This is a genomic window from Novosphingobium ovatum (assembly GCF_009909235.1).
GTDB lineage: Bacteria > Pseudomonadota > Alphaproteobacteria > Sphingomonadales > Sphingomonadaceae > Novosphingobium > Novosphingobium ovatum.
Window position 1 is genome coordinate 40,557 of record NZ_JAAAPO010000001.1, and the last position, 16,333, is coordinate 56,889.

The window sequence follows — 16,333 nt, forward strand, 5'->3', positions numbered from 1 at the left end:
CATGACGCGTAAGGCACTGGCGGCGATGGCCGCAACATTGGCCGCGACTCTGACGCTGGGGCAGACCGCTCTGGCGCAGGGCGCGGCCCCCACGGCCAAAATCGCCTCTGGTGCGTTGCGCGGTTCTGCGGACGGCGCAGTCGTCAGCTTCAAGGGCATCCCCTATGCGGCGGCCCCGGTGGGCGCCAACCGCTGGCGCTCGCCCCAGCCGGTCAAGGCGTGGACGGGCGTGCGCGATGCGACCGCCTATGGCAATGACTGTGCGCAGGCACCGTTCCCGCCCGACGCCGCGCCGATCCAGACCTCCCCGCGTGAGGATTGTCTGTATCTGAACGTGTGGAAGCCAGCGACCGCCAAGCCCGGCGCCAAGCTGCCGGTGGTGGTGTGGATTCATGGCGGCGGCTTTGTGAACGGTGGCTCTTCGCCGGCGGTTTATTCGGGCCATAATTTTGCCCGCGATGGCGTGGTGTTCGTTTCGATCAACTATCGCCTTGGCCGCTATGGCTTTTTCGCGCACCCCGGTTTGGCGGCCGAAGGGCTGGGCGGCAATTTCGGGTTTCAGGACCAGATCGCCGCGCTGAAGTGGGTCAAGGCCAATATCGCGCAGTTCGGCGGTGACGCGGGGCAGGTGACGGTGTTTGGCGAAAGCGCCGGTGGCATGAGCATGCTGATGCTGTTGCAGGCACCCGAGGCCAAGGGGTTGTTCCACCGGGTGATCGTCGAATCGGGCGGTGGCCGCGCCACGCTGGCCCAGCCGACGATGGCATCGGCCGCGCGGACGGGGGAACGTTTTGCCCCCGGCCTGACCGCCGCCCAGTTGCGCGCCTTGCCCGAGGACAAGGTGACCGGCACGCTTTCGATGATGAGCATGGGCGATCGCGGGTATTCCGGGCCGATGCTGGATGGGCGCACGCTGTTGGGCGTGGCGGTGGATGCGGCGGCGGCGGGCCTGATGGCGCGTGTGCCGGTGATCATCGGTGCCAATTCGGCCGATGGATTCCCCATGGTGACGGACAAGGACAAGATTTTTGCCGCCTATGGCGCCGATGCCGATGCCGCGCGCAAGCTGTATGATGCCGATGGCACCACCAGCGGGTTGCAGGTGGGCACGATGACCAGCGCCGATGTGATGTTCATCGAACCGGCGCGCCTGATGGCACGCACGCTGTCCGCGCGGGGGGAAAAGGCGTGGATCTATCGCTTTGGCTATCCGGCCAGCGAGATGGGCCCGGCGATGGGCGGTGCGCCACACGCCAGCGAAATTCCCTATGCGTTTGACACTTTGCAACTGCGCAAGGGCCCTGCGCCCAAGCCGGAAGAGCTGGAAGTGGCCAAGCAGATGCATCGGTATTGGGTGAATTTCATCAAGACCGGTGCGCCAGATGGTGCCGGGGTGCCTGCCTGGCCCCTGGCGACACCCACTGCCACCACGGTGCAGATGCTGGATGCGGCGGGCGCCCGTCATATCGAGGACCCCTACACGGCGCGGCTGAACTTTGTCGAACGCCGCGCCGAGGGCAAATGATCACACAAAGCCTGTCCGGGTCGCACTGAACAGGGGGAAGGGGGCTGGATTTCCGGCCCCCTTTTTGTGGCCATGGCAGGTGGTGAGCCGATGTTGCATGCGCGAAATGCTGCGCACAAAAAACGGGCGCTGCAACACTTCGGTGCAGCGCCCGCAAGGCGTTAGGAGAGAACGTCAGCCGTTCAGAACGGCTGGTTCAATCTGGAAAGCGCGCCTTCCAGAATAGTGGCGTGTTCGCGCGGGTCGCCATGCGCCAATTGCAGGCGGCCGACTGAAACGCTCGATTCAATCACATCGCGGCAGCGCTCGTAACGGCGTTCCTGATAGGCGCTCAGGCCCGCCTCGACGCTGTCCGCGCGCTCCAGTTCCTCGGCCAGCACGATGCCGCTTTCCACCGCCATGCCCGCGCCCGATGCCAGATGCGGCGTGGTGGCGTGCACCGCATCGCCCAACAGCACGATGCGGCCATTGTACCAAGGCTTTGGCTGCAACACGGCGGCCAGCGGGCGATAGTTGATCCAGTCCTGCCGCGTCATATTGTCGCGGATCCAGCCCGCATTCCCACCAAAATCAGCCAGTTGCTGGTGCAGTTCGTCGAACAGCTCGTCCTCGGTCATAAAGGTTTCGCGTTCGACATGGGCGGTCAGCATCCACATATAGACGCTGTCGGGGCTGCAGGCGGTAATGCCGCAAGGGTTGGCGTGGCCCAGATAGAATTCGCCATATTCCAGCCCTGGCGGCTTGGCGATGGAAATGCGCCAGCAGCCCTGGCCGGTGGGCACAGCCGGGCCCATATGCGGGAAGGCCAGATCGCGCATGCCCGAAAATACGCTGTCCGAACCCACCACCAGATCATACCGCCCGGTGCTGCCGTCGGTAAAGGTCACGTCGACGCCATCGCCGGTGTTGACCGCCGCGCTGACGCTGAGGCCCAGACGCACAGGGATGGCCAGTTCATTGACGCGCGCCTGCATGATGCGGTGCAGCACGGGGCGCATGATGCCGCCGGTGGCGGGCAGGCCTTCCTCGATAACCGGCTCGTCCAGATCCTTGATATGCGTGCCGTCATAACGGAACAACCGCGTCTTGTTGGTGATCGCCCCTTGTGCCTTGATCGCGTCCAGCAATCCCAGCCTGCGATAGGCGCGCAGCGTCGGCCCGGTGATCGTGATCCCCGCACCATACACGCGCCATTGCGGGTCCAGATCGATCAGATCCACCCGCACTCCGCGTTCAGCCATGGCGATGGCGGCGGCCATGCCACCGATACCACCGCCTACGATCAGCGCCTTTGCGACGCTGGTGATGTTCTCCCGTTCCATGGCCTCATGCCTAATGATGGCCCGGCAATAGGCAAATCCGAACCATGGATGCACGACTATCGATACAATCGGTAAGACGGATGGCCCCCCACGCGCTACCCAAAGGCACAACAAGTGCGTGCAGCACTGTGTGGAAACACCATGAGGGGAGGTTTTATGCGTAATTTGGTGAGGCATTGCGCCTGTCTGACGGCTTCGTTGGGCGCGATCGCTGTCGCAGCGCCAGCGATGGCCCAAGCGGCCCCGGCAGAGACCGGCATTGGCGAAATCGTCGTGACCGCCCAGCGCAAGGTGGAAAGCATCCAGCGCGCGGCCATCGCCATTGACGCGGTGACGGGCGCCGATCTGGCAGCGCGCGGCATGGTTTCGGCAGCCGATCTGACCAAGCAGGTGCCCGCCATCGCCGTGACCAATGGCGGCGGTTCGAACACCTCGATCTTTCTGCGCGGCGTGGGTAACGTCACGAACAGCTCGTACAACGATCCGGCCGTCACGCCCAGCTATGACGGCGTGGTGATGGGCCGCGCTGCGGGCGCTTTTTCGGCCGCATTCTATGATCTGGCCCGCGTCGAGGTGCTGAAAGGCCCGCAGGGCATTCTCTATGGCCGCAACGCCACGGGCGGCGCGGTCAACATCATTCCTGCCCGCCCCGAACTGGGCAAAACCAAGATGGGCTTCACCCTGTCCTATGGCAATCACGACGCGCTGGGCGCCGAGGGCTATCTGAACCTGGCTACCTCGGACCATACCGCGCTGCGCATTGCCGCCACGCGCCAGTCGCATGATGGCTATAACCGCGATGGCTCGGACGATCTGGATCGCACCGGTTTCCGCGTGCAATACCTGATCGAACCGTCGAGCGATCTGTCGATCCGTCTGGGCGCGGACTGGACGGCGGTGGGCGGCGTTGGCGCGGGCAGCAGCTATGTCGGCTCGTTCACGCCGGGCACCTATGGCTTTGTTCCGGGGCCGTTTGACACCAGCGAAGGCTTCAACACGGCCGCCGCCAACGCATGGCGCCAGACCCAGCTGGGCGCGCCGGGCTTTGGCTTCCTGAACGCGATGAACCGCCAGCAGTCGACCGATTACACCTATTGGGGCCTCAATGCCGAGGTGAACTGGACCACGTCGCTGGGCAAGGTGACGGTGATCCCGGCCTATCGCGAGTCCAAGGGCGAGGCCTATTTCTATGGCCCGGCGTTCAACACCGCCTATAACAACGAGCATGACAAGCAGACCAGTCTGGAACTGCGTCTGGCAGGTTCGCGCGGCAAGGTGGACTATGTGCTGGGCGGTTTCTGGTTCAACGAGAAGATCGTCGCTCGCAACGAATATAACCAGGAATTCGTGCTGCCGATCCAGTCGTACACGCACAAGACGAACAGCTGGGCGCTGTTTGGCCAGTTGACCGGCCACATCACTGACAAGCTGCGTCTGGTGGGTGGTGCCCGTTACACCCATGACCACAAGGACATGAACGGCATCATCAACAATTTCATCGCCTTCTGCGGTGGCATTCCGCCGGTGACGCCGCCGGCCTCGTTCGGCATCGGCTGCGCCGCGCCGGGCGCCTTGCCGCACTTCCCCAACTATCTGACCACGGGGCAGACCGTCAGCTGGATGGCCTCGAACGGCTATATCGCGCCGGGAAGCACCGATCAGGCCAATGTGCAGGTGTTCCCGCTGTTGTCGGGCGCGGGTGTGGTGCTCAAAACCTATAACCCGGTGGTCGACAGCGGCAGCTATAACCGCGTGACGTGGAAGCTGGCGGCCGAATATGACGTGGGCCCGCGCTCGCTGTTGTTCATCTCGGCCGAGAGCGGTTACCGCGCCGGTGGTTTCCAGCTGGCCGAGGGCAAGTCGCGCTACAAGCCCGAGTTCATCACCGCCTTTACCATCGGGTCCAAGAACCGCTTCTTCAACAACCGCCTGCAGGTGAACGCCGAAGCCTTCCTGTGGAAGTACAAGGATCAGCAGATCACCTATTTCACGGTGGACAGCAGCGGCACGCTGATCAACTCGAACGAGAACGCCGGGCGCGCGACGATCAAGGGCTTTGATCTGGACGTGGTGGCCCGCCCGATGCCCAACACCACCCTGTCGGCCAAGGTGCAATATCTGTCGGCCAAGTATGACGACCTGCACCTGTACACCGCCGCGCCGCGCGACAATATCGGCTGCCCCTATAGCTTTACGGGCGCAACCGCTGGTGGCGCGCCGGTCAAGGACTTCAACTGCTCGGGCAATTCGCTGCTGTTCTCGCCCGAATGGACGGTCAATCTGGGGCTGGAACAGATCGTTCCGCTGACGCATGACTTTGAAGTGGTGGGCAGCGTCAACACCTCGTGGCGGTCGGACCAGTGGGGCGCGTTTGAACATCTCTCGTTCGAACATATCCCGGCCTATTGGAACACCGACCTGTCGCTGACGCTGCGCAAGGCGGGCAGTGGCTGGTCGCTGGGTGCCTATGTCAACAATGTCGAAAACGTGCGCCGCATGGTCACGCCGCAGCTTTCGCCGATTGGCATGGCGGTGGCACGCTATGGCGCGCCGCGTACCTATGGGCTGCGCCTGTCGGCCGCGTTCTGACGATGAGCCAGAGGTCGGGCCTGCGGCGCAGGCAGATCGTTCAGGCGCTGGGGGCGGCCACCGCCCTCGGCGCCGCTGGCCTGTGTGGGCCGCTGATGGCACGCACGGTGGGGGCGATGCCCGCGCGGCCCAACATCGTTTTTATCATGGCGGACGACATGGGCTTTGCCGATCTGTCGTTCACCGGATCGCACCACATCCGCACCCCGGCGATCGACAGCATCGGGCAACAGGGGTTGTTCGTGCGACAGGCCTATGCCAACAGCCCGATCTGCTCGCCCTCGCGCACGGCATTGCTGACGGGGTGCTATCAGTACCGTTTCCCGGTTGGGCTGGAAGAGCCGCTGGGCGCCAAGGCATTGGCCAGTCTGGGCGTGCCGTTTGACCGCCCCACCTTGCCGGGCGTGTTCCGCCAGATGGGCTATGCCACCAGCCTGATCGGCAAATGGCATCTGGGCGAACCGCCCCGCCATGGGCCGTTGCAGCATGGCTATGACCGCTTTTTCGGCATCGTCGAAGGGGCGGCCGATTACTTCCGGCACCATATGGTGGTGGGTGGGCGCGATGTGGGCATCGGCCTGGCGCGCGACAATGCGGGTACGGCGCAGGAAGGCTATCTGACCGACATGTTCGGCGACGAGGCCGTCAAGGTGATCGAGCAGGCGGGCGACAAGCCGTTCCTGCTATCGCTGCATTTCAACGCGCCGCATTGGCCCTGGGAAAACCGAGAGGACGCCGAACTGGCCCGCCGCATCGGCGCTTCCTATCACTATGATGGCGGCAATCTGGAGGCCTATCGCCGCATGGTGCAGGCGATGGACGAGAATGTCGCCAAGGTGCTGGCCGCGCTGGAGCGCACGGGCCAGGCCGACAACACCATCGTCATTTTCACCAGCGACAACGGCGGCGAACGCTTTTCCGAAACCTGGCCGTTTACCGGGGTAAAGGGCGAATTGCTGGAGGGCGGCATCCGCGTGCCGCTGTTGATCCGCTGGAAGGCCCGGATCGCCCCTGGATCGATCAGCGATCAGGTGGTGACCAACATGGATTTCCTGCCCAGCCTGCTGGCCATGGCGGGGGGCAAATTGCCTGCGGGCGTGGCGTTTGACGGGGCGGACTTGTCGGCGCAACTGGCGCGCGGCGCGGCCCCGGTGGCGCGGCAATTGTTCTGGCGGTTCAAGGCGGGCGATCAGGCCGCGCTGCGTGAGGGCGATTGGAAATATCTGAAGCTGGGCGGCAAGGAACATCTGTTCAATCTGGCCGTCGACGCGCGCGAACGGGCCGATCAGGCCGCCCTCGATCCTGACCGGCTGGCCCGGATGCGTGCGACATGGGCGCAATGGAACGCGGGCATGTTGCCCTATCCGGCGGATTCCTTTTCCGAAAATGTGCGTGATCACTATCCTGACCGCTATTGATCGCGCCTTTCCCACACTATCAGACAGGACAATTGCAGATGAGTATCCTTGTGACCGGCGCTGGCGGCTTTGTCGGGCGGCAGATCGTGGCGCTGTTGCTGGCGGGCGGCCATGATGTGGTGGCGATGGATACGGTCGCAGGTGGCATTCCGGCAGGCGCGCGGGTGGTGGCGGGCGATCTGGCCGATGCGGCCTTGCGCGCGCAGGCGTTGGCGGGCGGTGTGTCGGGGGTGATCCATCTGGCCACGGTGCCCGGTGGCGCGGCCGAGCAGGACCCGGCCGCCTCGCGCCGGATCAACATTGACGCGATGTATGACCTGATGCTGGAGGCCAGCGCGGTTACGCCGGGTGTACGCTTTGTCTATGCCAGCTCGATCGCGGTGTTTGGCGATCCGCTGCCTGCCCATGTCGATGACGCCACCCCGCTCAGCCCCAAGATGGTCTATGGCGGGCACAAGGCGATGATGGAGGACGCGGTGGCGATGTTCACCAATCGTGGCGCCATCGATGGCGTGTCGCTGCGCCTGCCGGGCATTCTGGCGCGGCCCAAGGGGCCATCGGGCATGAAAAGCGCGTTCATGTCCAATCTGTTCCACGCGTTGCAGGCGGGCGAGGCGTTCGTCTGCCCGGTGTCGGCCGAGGCGACGATCTGGGCGGAATCTGTCGACCGTGTGGCGCGCAATTTCCTGCATGCACTGACCATGGACGGCGCGGCCATGCCGGTGACGCGCGCCGTGACGCTGCCTGCTCTGCGGGTGCGGATGGGCGACATGGCCGCCGAAATCGCCCGCCAGTGCGGCGTTTCGGCCGATCTGGTGCGTTATGAGCCCGATGCCGCGCTGGAAGTGGCATTCGGGGCACAGCCGCCGCTGGAAACGCCCGCTGCGCATAATGCCGGATTTGCGCATGATGGCGATCTGGCTACTCTGGTGGCCAGCGCGCTGACGACGCTGACATAAAAGGAAAGCGGGAGATGCGGTTTCAACGGCTGGACCTGAATTTGCTGGTGGCGCTGGACGCGCTGCTGTCGGAAAAAAGCGTCAGTTTGGCGGCGGATCGACTGTGCCTGTCGCAATCGGCCACCAGCAGCGCGCTGGGCCGGTTGCGCGATTACTTTGGCGATGAGCTGTTGGTGGTCAAGGGGCGCTCCATGGTGCTGACCGCCCGCGCCGAGGAATTGATCGAGCCGGTGCGCGCGGTGCTGGAGCAGATCCGTTCAACCATTGCCATCCAGCCTGAATTCGATCCGGCCACCGCCGACCGGCTGATCCGCATCATGGCGTCGGACTATTCGTGTCAGGTGCTGTTGGCCGGCGCGCTGGGCATGCTGGAGGCAGAAGCGCCGCATATGCGTTTCGAGATCCAGCCGATGGGCGACAACCCCATCGACACGCTGGAGCGTGGGCAGATCGACCTGTTGCTGACCATCGACTATGCCATCAGTTCCGACCACCCCAGCCAGTTGATGTTCGAGGATGACTATGTGGTGGTGGGCGATGCCGCCAATGCCGCCATGCAGGGCGAGATGACGCGCGACAAATATTTCGCGCTGGGCCATGTCACCGCCCGTTTCGGGAAAAGCCGGACGCCCGCCTTTGACGACTGGTTCGTGCGCCGGCAAAAAACGCAACGCCGGATCGAGGTGGTCGCGCCCAGTTTCCTGTCGCTGCCGGGGCTGGTGCTGGGCACGCGCCGGATTGCCACGATGCATCGCCGTCTGGCGGCGCAGATGGTGCAGACTTTGCCGCTGATCCAGCGCGAGGTGCCGTTTGACATCCCCCCCATCCGCGAGGCGGTGCAGTGGCACATCACCAACAACAATGACCGGGCGCTGCGCTGGGTGGTGGAACGTCTGGCCGCCTATGCGCAGGAAAGCGGCCCTGCGGCGGACACCAATGTGGTGCCTTTGGCCCGGATCGCCGACGCCCGCGCGGACGAGATTGCCGTGCAGTTTCAGGCCAATCATCCCAGCACGCGCGGCATGGCCTGATCGCTGCCGCGCCCATTGCGTCAACGGCCCCGGCGGGATCACCCACCGGGGCCGCAGCGTTTATTCGGCCCGCAGGATGATCGCCCCGGTGTAGTGGCCGGGCTTGACCGCCACCTTGCGGCCATTGACGCTCAGGTTCAGCTTGCCTGACGCCGCCTCCAGCCGCGCGCCGGGCGCCAGCGTCAGATCGGTCAGATAGGACGTGCCCGTCACCCGCCAGCGCGAGGCCCCGTCCAGCGATACCTTCAGCCCCTTGCCACCGGCCACCGCGCCCGGCGTGTTCACCACATGGCCGATCTCGGTCAGCGTCGCGCGGGTGGGTTCCACGCCCTTGGCCGCCACCACGGTGGCGGTCGACAGGCGGCCGGTGATCTGCGCGCCTGCAAACGTCAGCACCATCGCGCTGCCGGTTGGACGGGCGTTGAACATGTCGCCCACCAGCGCGGTGTTGCGGAAGGTGGCAAGCACATCGGGGCTGGGCTTGGGCTTGGGCGCGGCGGCGGCCACCCCCGGCGGCGGAGCCAGCATGCCGGCGGGGATTTCACCGCGCATCATCGCCTTCATGAACGGGTCGTCGTTCTCCATGCTTTGCAACAGGATGCCGTTGCCCGCCGTCACCCGCGCGCCATCGACCAGGATGGTGGTGCCCAATCCCTTGACCTGAATGGCGGTCTGCGCGGACTGCATCACGCTGCCCTTGTCGATCACCAGACGGCCACCGCCATCGCCTGAATGCATCATCACGCCATAGCGGCCCGATTGCACATGGGTGCCTTCGGTGAACACCACGCTGCCTTCGGCGGCCATGATACAGCCGATATCGGCGGCCCGGATGGTCGATCGGGTAAAGGTGTCGATGCTGTCGCCGATCGAGTAGCAGCCATAGCCGCTCTCGGTCACCTCGATCAGGCTGTCATTGACGAACATGCGGACATGCGTGCTGTCGTCGGTGGACATCGCGCCCCAGCCCTGCGCCCGGATGTGCGAGCGGTTGTAATAGACCGTGCCATTGCCCACCAGATTGGTCGCCCGGACATTGCCCGACAGGCCCAGCATCCATGGCACTTCCATCATCCGGCCCATGTCGACGGTGAAAGTGTAATCGGCCGGCAGCGTGCCGTTCAGCACTTCGATATCGGCGTCATTGATGTGGACGGTGGCATTGCCGCCCACAAACACGGCGGTGCGGATCGCGCCATGGGTGCGGATGACCGGGCGCTCGATGGTCAGTTGCGCGTCGCCCGTGGCGGTGATCGCCGCGCCATATCCGGCAAAGTCATTGCCGCCATTGCCCGTCATCTCGATCACGGGGTGGTCCAGCCGGTAATGGCCCTTGCCGGTGATGATGATGCCGTTGAACCGTTCGGCGCGGCTGGTGATGCGGGCGTTCTGGATCACTCCATCGGTGATGGTTGCCCCTGTGACTGTTGCCAGCGCCGATTTGCCCGCCACCAGCGCGCCGTCCTGCACATAGGCCCCCGCGCGGAAATTGTGCTTCAGCACATCGTGATAGTTCACCGGGATGTCATCGGTCACGCTTAACGTCACCGCGCCGGTGTAATGGCCAGGGGCAAGCGGCAGTTCGACGCCATCGACGCTGAGCGTCAGTTGCTTGCCAGCAGGCGCGGCGGGGATCTGGCCGGGGGCGATGGTCAGATCGGCAAAGGTGGTGGTGGCCGCCACCAATGCGGGGGCGGGTTCGGCGTGCAGGGTCGAGGCCATTAGCGCCATCAGCGATGCGCCCAATGTGACGCGGTGCAGGGTCATTCGTGACATGGGTTTTCTCCAAAGGGCAGGGATCAGGGGCGGCGGATGATCAACGTGCCGCCACCGGGCAGGCTGCGCGATTGCGGAGGCAGCGCGGGGTCGGTGGAGGTGGCGGTGACGGTAACGCCAGCAGGCGCGTCGATCAGTGCGGCACTGCCGGCATTGGCCAGCGTCACGTCCGATGCGGCGGTGGCGGTCCAGCCGCTTTGGCCAGTGGCGTTCAGCACCACGCCACGCAGCGCGCCCTGCAAACGGCTATTGTCCAGCGTCAGGGTCAGCGTGCGGTCGGGATCATAGCTGGCAACATCGCCTTTCAGCGCGGCTTGGCGCAGCGTCAGGACCACGCCCGGCACCATCGCGCCATGCGTCTGGGTGGCGTTGGGGTCATCGTTGCGGCGCAGGGTCAGCAATTGGCCGCTGGCGCTGGTGATCTGGCCGCCCTGCAGGGTGATCCGGGCATTGGCGCTTTTGACCAATAGTGCCGGGCCGGTGGTGGTCAGCGTGGTGCGGGTCAGGTTCAGCGTGGCGACCTCTTGCGGGTTGCCCATCACTGAATGGATCATCACCCCGGTGCGGGCGGCGGTGGCGCGCACATCGGTCATGTCGATGCGGGCCTGGCCAGCGATGATCGCGCCATCGGCGCCGCTGTCCAGCGTGCCGCGGTTCAACACCACATGCGCGCCAAAATCGGCATAGGCGCCATAGCCGCGCCGCGTCACGCGGATGGTGCAATCATTGGCCTCGACATAGAGGTGGCCGCCCGCCGCATCGGTGGACAGCGCGCCCCAGCCATCGGCCTCGATCGTGGTGCGGTAGAGATAGGCGCGCGCGTTGCTCATCGCCAGAAAGGCGCGGGCGGTGCCGTCCAGTCCCAACGGGGCGGGGGGCTCCATCATGCCGGGGCCGATGTGGCGGACATAGCCACGGGGCAGGGGGCCGCCATGGGCGACCAGATGGCTGTCATAGACGCGCAAGGTCGCGCCTTCGGCCACCACCAGCGCCGAGGCGACCGCGCCACGGGTTTCGATCCGGCTGTGGTCAATCACGGCGGCGGCATCGTCGCGCACCAGCACGCCCGCGCCGATTCCCAGAAAGTCATTGCGGCCCGTGCCGGACAGGCGGATCGCCGCATTGCGCAGGGTAAAGGCGCTGTGCCCGCCGCTGATCCACACGCCGTTCTGGCCATCGCGGGCCGAGGTGATATGCGCCCCGGCGACCAACGTGGCCGAGGCCGCCGCGCGACCGGGCAGAGTGTGGGTGAGGCGGCCATCGCGCACCGCGATCAGCGCGTCATAGGCGGTATCGGCCATGGAAGGCATCGCGGGCGGCGGCCCGCCATTGGGCATCGCGGGCGGCGGCCCGCCATTGGGCAACGCGGGCGGCGCGCCGGGCGGCGGGGCGGGTTGGGCCATGACAGGCACCGCCAGCGCGGCCATCGGGATCAGCGCGACCGCCAGCAACAGCGGGCGCAGGCCCACAGGGTATTTGGTCATCAGACAGACCTTTGTGCAGGGGAGAGGAAGAAGGGGGCGCGTCCCACAGGCGCGCGCCCCCAACCGTCGTCAGAACTTGGCCGAGACGGTAAAGCCATAGGTCTGCGGTGCGCCGACCATGACATAGCCGACGAAATAGGCGGTCTTGACGGCCTTGTCGGTGATGTTCTTGATAAAGGCGGTGACGCTGAGCCGGTCATTGGCCGACCGCCACGCCAGCGAGGCATCCACCGTCGCATAGGCGTCCTGCGTCGCGCCACTGGTGTTGTTGGGCGCGATATATTGTTTGGACACGTAACGCAGATCGGCCCGCGCCGTCAGGCTGCCCGCGCGGTTCAGGTCGAACACATGCTGATAGCCGCCCTTGATCGTCCATTCGGGCGCGTGGGGCAGGCGTTCGCCCCGGAAATTGACCGAGGTAAAGGGATCGGCCGGGTGCAGGATCAGGTCGCCCTCGATCCGCGAATGCAGATAGGTCAGGCTGGCGTTGACCGTGTCGGCGGTGCTGAGCGCGGCCTGCATGTCGGCTTCCAGCCCATAATTCTTGGCATCGACGTTATAGAACACCAGATTGGGGCCGGTCGCGCCGATGAAGAAATCGACCACCTGATATTTGCTGTAATCGTAATAGAACCCGCTGAGGTTCAGTTGCAGGCGGTTGTCGAGGAAGCGGTTCTTGACGCCCACTTCATAGGCGTGCAGCCGTTCGGGCAGGAAGGTCGAGCCGTTGAACGGGTTGACCCCGCCCGGCCGGAACGCGCTGGACGCGGTGACATAGGCCAGCGAATGGCTGCCCAGATCATATTCCAGCCCGCCGCGATAGTCGAAGAAGCTGTTGCTGAGCGAGCCGCCGACGATATTGCCGAACACATCGGTGCCCGACGCGCGGCGCTTGTCCCAGGTCTGGCGCAGGCCGCCGATCAGCCGCAGGCCCGGCGCCAGCGGCACCGTCACTTGCCCGAACACCGCGTTCGAGATGCCCCGGTTATAGCTGTACCCGGCCGAGCTGCCATAGGTCGCATTGTCCAGCGAGAAGGTGTATTGGCTGTAGTCATAGTGGTACAGGCCCACCAGCCATTGCACCTTTGCCCCCGGCGCCGAGGCATAGCGCAATTCCACGCTGCCCTGATCGATGTTGGCCGGGTCGGAGCCATAGGTGCCGCGCCCGCCAAACACGCCATTGTTGGTGCCGCTGCCGTGCTGGAAGGCGGGGATCAGCGTGACCGTGCCGGGGCCGACTTTCCAGTCGACCTGACCCCATACCTTGTACCCGAAATAGTCCTGTCCGCCGATGCCGCTGTCAGCGGTGGTGTAATGTTGGCCGGCGGCGAAATTGGCCACCTCGACCCCGCCCGAACCGTGGCCCTTCAGCCATGCGCCTTCGAACCCGGTCAGCACCGACAGCTCGGCGCTGGGCTTCCACAACAGCTTGGCGCGCAGGCCCGCGCCCTGTTGATCGGCGTGGCCGTTGTTCAAATAGCCGTCGCGTGAAATGCCCGTGCCCGACACACGCAACGCCACCGTGTCCCCCAGCGGCAGGTTCAGCGCGGCCTCGCCCCGCATCAGGCTGTAATTGCCCGCCCCCATCGAGACGTTCAGGCTGCGCTGGTTCAGCACCGGGTTGGCGCTGATCATGTTGACCACGCCGCCCGTGGCGTTGCGGCCATACAGGGTCGATTGCGGCCCGCGCAGCACCTCGACGCGCTCCAGATCGTAAAAGCCCAGCGTGTTCGATTCCGCGCGGATTGAATAGACGCCATCGAAATTGGTCGAGACCGAGCTTTCCCCCACGCCCGGAGGCGTATCAGTGCCAAGGCCGCGAATGGCGATCACCTGACCGCGCGCCGCGCCCTGCACCTCGACGCCCGAGACGCTTTTCAACACCTCATCGGCAGACGTCTGGCCCAGCGCGGCCACATCCTCGCCCTTGACCACCGAAATGGCGATCGGCGTCTTTTGCAGCGTCGAGGTGGTCTTTTGCGCGGTCACGACAATGTCGTTCAGGCTGGGCTTTTCGGCGCTGGTTTCGGCAGCGGCGGCAGGCGCCCACGCGGCGATCAGGCACAGCGAGGACACCCCGCAAACATATGCGGACATTTTCATTATAACCCTCCCATTTGTTTGGTCTTTGGTCGTCAGTTCACCAGGCGGTCGCCCCGCCATCGATCGAGATGTCGGCGCCCGTGACATAGCGTGCCTCGTCACTGGCCAGCCACACGGCGGCCATTGCGATGTCATGGGGTTCGCCCAGCATTTTCAGCATGTTCTTGGCCAGCACCTGCTCGCGCAACGCGGGTTCGGCGGCCAGATGGCGGTCGGTCGCGGCGGTGCGGATGAACCCGGGCGAAATGGTGTTGGCGCGGATGTTGTGGGGCGCGCCCTCCATCGCCAATTGCCGCGTCATCGCCAGAACGCCGCCCTTGCCCGCGCAATGGGCCAGCGCCGCCGATCCTTCCAACGCGTGATAGGCATTGGCGCTGGCAAAATTGATCACCGCCCCCCGGCCCGATGCCCGCAGCAACGGCCACGCCGCGCGGGTGGGCAGGAACACGATGTCCAGCTCGCCGGTCAGCGTTGCGCGCCATTGGGCATAGGTCATCGCCTCGATCCATGCGAAATGGGCAAAGGCGGCCGCATTCACCAGAATGTCGATCGCCGGGCCATCATTGGCCAATCGCGCGAACAAGGCGTTGACGGCAGCTTCGTCGGTCAGGTCGCAGGCGATGTCGGCGCCCGCCAGATCGACCCCGATCACCTGCGCGCCCTGTGCCCGGAACGCGGCGGCGATCCCTGCGCCGATGCCATTGGCCGCGCCGGTGATAATGGCGCGCTTGCCCTGCAAACGGTCAGCCATGAAGAGCCACCTGCACATCACTGGTATCGCCCGCGCGGGTGATGCGGCCCGCCGCGACCAATACCGCGCCCATGCCCACCAGCGCGCCGACCGACAGCACGCCAAACGCCGCCTGCAATCCGCCTGCCTGCGCCGAGGCAAAGGTCACCACCACCGGGCTGAGGAACTGTCCCAGCGCAAAGGCGCTTTGCCACATGCCCGCGCCGCGACCGCGCACCTCGAACGACAGCAGGCTCATCGCCCAGACCAGCAGCGTGGGCAGCAACAGGCCAGCGCCCAACTGGTTGACAAAGCAGCCCGCGATAAAGCCCGCCGGGCTGCCCGCGCGGCTCATCAACAGAAAGCCGATGGCCAGCAGGCCAAACTCGATCAGCAACAGGCGTTGCACCGGCCAGCGGCCAATGCGCGAATAGAGGAAGGTGCCCAGCGGCACGCCCACGCTGGCGATGGAGGTCAGGAAACCCGCCCGCGCAGGATCGGTTACCCCCAGCAGCGCCAGACCGCTGGCCGACTGGATCTGCACGGTATAGAAAAACACCGCGCCATAGACCGTGATCGCCAGAATGACGCCCATCCGCCCCCACGGGAAACCGGCCCAACTGGCATTGTGCGGGGCGGCTTCGGCCTCGTCGCCATCATCGCCCTGCGGTTCCCAGGTGAAGGCCAGCACCAGCGCCATCATCGCCAGCGCCGAAGCATAGGCCCAGAACGGCGTGCGCCAGCCAAAGGCGCCCAATTGCCCGCCCAGATTGAAGAACAGCAGCGCCGACATCGAGGCAAAGGCGGTTTGCGCCGCCAGCCACTTGTCCCGCGCCGCACCCTTGAAATAGTCGCCAATCATCGTGGTCGAGAGCACCATGATCAGCGCTTCGGCGATGCCGACACCCACGCGGCTGATCAGGATCGCGGTCAGATCGCGCAGGAAAATCGGCGCGATGCCGACCATCGCATACAGCCCGAACGACCACAGCAACAGCCGCCGCCGCCCGAAATAGTCCCCCAGCATCCCCGCCACCGTCGAAAGCAGCGCAATGCACAGCGCCGGGATCGTCAGGATCATCGGCACCCAATAGTCATGGCCGGGAACATCGGCGAATTCGGTCAGGATCTGCGGCAGGACGGGCGCCAACAGCACGATCGCCATCGTCGAAAGCGTCACGGGCAGCAACAGCGCAACGCCTGTCATCAGGCCGGGACTGTGGTGTTTGGTCATTCAGGTGTCCTTGGGTGCGAAACGGATCAGGCAAAACCGATGGCAGGCGTGCGAAAGTGGCGGCCACTTTGCGACCAGTGGCCGCCACCCTTGGCCGTCCGGCTCTCGGAAGGTCGAGAAGCGCGTGCAGCAGGCGGACGGCTAGGCGATGGATGGGACGGA

11 protein-coding genes are annotated in these 16,333 nt (G+C 65.2%); 5 read left to right on the forward strand and 6 right to left on the reverse strand.

Features of this window, described 5'->3' with window-relative positions:
• Position 1 precedes the first annotated feature (1 nt).
• The gene (locus GTZ99_RS00165; protein ID WP_227711001.1) at positions 2-1,525 is read left to right on the forward strand and encodes a carboxylesterase/lipase family protein; all 1,524 of its coding nucleotides are present in this window, start codon (positions 2-4) and stop codon (positions 1,523-1,525) included.
• A gap of 182 nt (positions 1,526-1,707) precedes the next feature.
• On the opposite strand, the gene GTZ99_RS00170 is transcribed toward GTZ99_RS00165, so the two are convergent.
• A complete protein-coding gene (locus GTZ99_RS00170; RefSeq protein ID WP_161716275.1) occupies positions 1,708-2,847 on the reverse strand; it encodes an FAD-dependent monooxygenase in 1,140 nt (379 codons plus the stop codon).
• Positions 2,848-3,075: 228 nt separating this feature from the next.
• Here GTZ99_RS00170 and GTZ99_RS00175 point away from each other — a divergent pair, with 228 nt between their 5' ends.
• Genes GTZ99_RS00175 through GTZ99_RS00190 form a run of 4 tightly spaced genes read left to right on the forward strand, consistent with a single transcriptional unit; the run spans position 3,076 to position 8,844 of the window.
• Positions 3,076-5,436, forward strand: a complete 2,361-nt coding sequence (locus GTZ99_RS00175) for a TonB-dependent receptor (protein ID WP_227711002.1) — start codon at positions 3,076-3,078, stop codon at positions 5,434-5,436.
• A gap of 2 nt (positions 5,437-5,438) precedes the next feature.
• On the forward strand, positions 5,439-6,854 hold the full coding sequence (locus tag GTZ99_RS00180) for a sulfatase family protein (protein WP_161716277.1): 1,416 nt from the start codon (positions 5,439-5,441) through the stop codon (positions 6,852-6,854).
• A 38-nt stretch (positions 6,855-6,892) separates the two neighbouring features.
• On the forward strand, positions 6,893-7,813 hold the full coding sequence (locus tag GTZ99_RS00185) for an NAD-dependent epimerase/dehydratase family protein (RefSeq protein ID WP_161716278.1): 921 nt from the start codon (positions 6,893-6,895) through the stop codon (positions 7,811-7,813).
• 14 nt (positions 7,814-7,827) lie between these two features.
• Positions 7,828-8,844, forward strand: a complete 1,017-nt coding sequence (locus tag GTZ99_RS00190) for a LysR family transcriptional regulator (RefSeq protein ID WP_161716279.1) — start codon at positions 7,828-7,830, stop codon at positions 8,842-8,844.
• A 60-nt stretch (positions 8,845-8,904) separates the two neighbouring features.
• On the opposite strand, the gene GTZ99_RS00195 is transcribed toward GTZ99_RS00190, so the two are convergent.
• From GTZ99_RS00195 to GTZ99_RS00215, 5 genes are all read right to left on the reverse strand, one after another.
• On the reverse strand, positions 8,905-10,620 hold the full coding sequence (locus tag GTZ99_RS00195; RefSeq protein ID WP_161716280.1) for a hypothetical protein: 1,716 nt from the start codon (positions 10,618-10,620) through the stop codon (positions 8,905-8,907).
• A 23-nt stretch (positions 10,621-10,643) separates the two neighbouring features.
• Positions 10,644-12,104, reverse strand: a complete 1,461-nt coding sequence (locus GTZ99_RS00200) for a hypothetical protein (RefSeq protein WP_161716281.1) — start codon at positions 12,102-12,104, stop codon at positions 10,644-10,646.
• A gap of 69 nt (positions 12,105-12,173) precedes the next feature.
• Positions 12,174-14,207: a TonB-dependent receptor gene (locus tag GTZ99_RS00205; protein WP_161716282.1), complete on the reverse strand. Its 2,034-nt coding sequence runs from the start codon at positions 14,205-14,207 to the stop codon at positions 12,174-12,176.
• Between the two features lie 37 nt (positions 14,208-14,244).
• Complete coding sequence (locus GTZ99_RS00210) at positions 14,245-14,958, reverse strand: SDR family NAD(P)-dependent oxidoreductase (RefSeq protein ID WP_161716283.1); 714 nt, start codon at positions 14,956-14,958, stop codon at positions 14,245-14,247.
• Complete coding sequence (locus tag GTZ99_RS00215; protein WP_161716284.1) at positions 14,951-16,171, reverse strand: MFS transporter; 1,221 nt, start codon at positions 16,169-16,171, stop codon at positions 14,951-14,953. Before GTZ99_RS00215 ends, GTZ99_RS00210 begins: the two co-directional genes overlap by 8 nt.
• Positions 16,172-16,333: the final 162 nt, after the last annotated feature.

What these genes read in the sequence shown, in the direction of transcription:
- GTZ99_RS00165 (WP_227711001.1), top strand. Translation starts at nt 2, where the DNA reads ATGACGCGTAAGGCACTGGCGGCGATGGCCGCAACATTGGCCGCGACT.
- GTZ99_RS00170 (WP_161716275.1), bottom strand. Translation starts at nt 2,847, where the DNA reads ATGGAACGGGAGAACATCACCAGCGTCGCAAAGGCGCTGATCGTAGGC.
- GTZ99_RS00175 (WP_227711002.1), top strand. Translation starts at nt 3,076, where the DNA reads ATGGCCCAAGCGGCCCCGGCAGAGACCGGCATTGGCGAAATCGTCGTG.
- GTZ99_RS00180 (WP_161716277.1), top strand. Translation starts at nt 5,439, where the DNA reads ATGAGCCAGAGGTCGGGCCTGCGGCGCAGGCAGATCGTTCAGGCGCTG.
- GTZ99_RS00185 (WP_161716278.1), top strand. Translation starts at nt 6,893, where the DNA reads ATGAGTATCCTTGTGACCGGCGCTGGCGGCTTTGTCGGGCGGCAGATC.
- GTZ99_RS00190 (WP_161716279.1), top strand. Translation starts at nt 7,828, where the DNA reads ATGCGGTTTCAACGGCTGGACCTGAATTTGCTGGTGGCGCTGGACGCG.
- GTZ99_RS00195 (WP_161716280.1), bottom strand. Translation starts at nt 10,620, where the DNA reads ATGTCACGAATGACCCTGCACCGCGTCACATTGGGCGCATCGCTGATG.
- GTZ99_RS00200 (WP_161716281.1), bottom strand. Translation starts at nt 12,104, where the DNA reads ATGACCAAATACCCTGTGGGCCTGCGCCCGCTGTTGCTGGCGGTCGCG.
- GTZ99_RS00205 (WP_161716282.1), bottom strand. Translation starts at nt 14,207, where the DNA reads ATGAAAATGTCCGCATATGTTTGCGGGGTGTCCTCGCTGTGCCTGATC.
- GTZ99_RS00210 (WP_161716283.1), bottom strand. Translation starts at nt 14,958, where the DNA reads ATGGCTGACCGTTTGCAGGGCAAGCGCGCCATTATCACCGGCGCGGCC.
- GTZ99_RS00215 (WP_161716284.1), bottom strand. Translation starts at nt 16,171, where the DNA reads ATGACCAAACACCACAGTCCCGGCCTGATGACAGGCGTTGCGCTGTTG.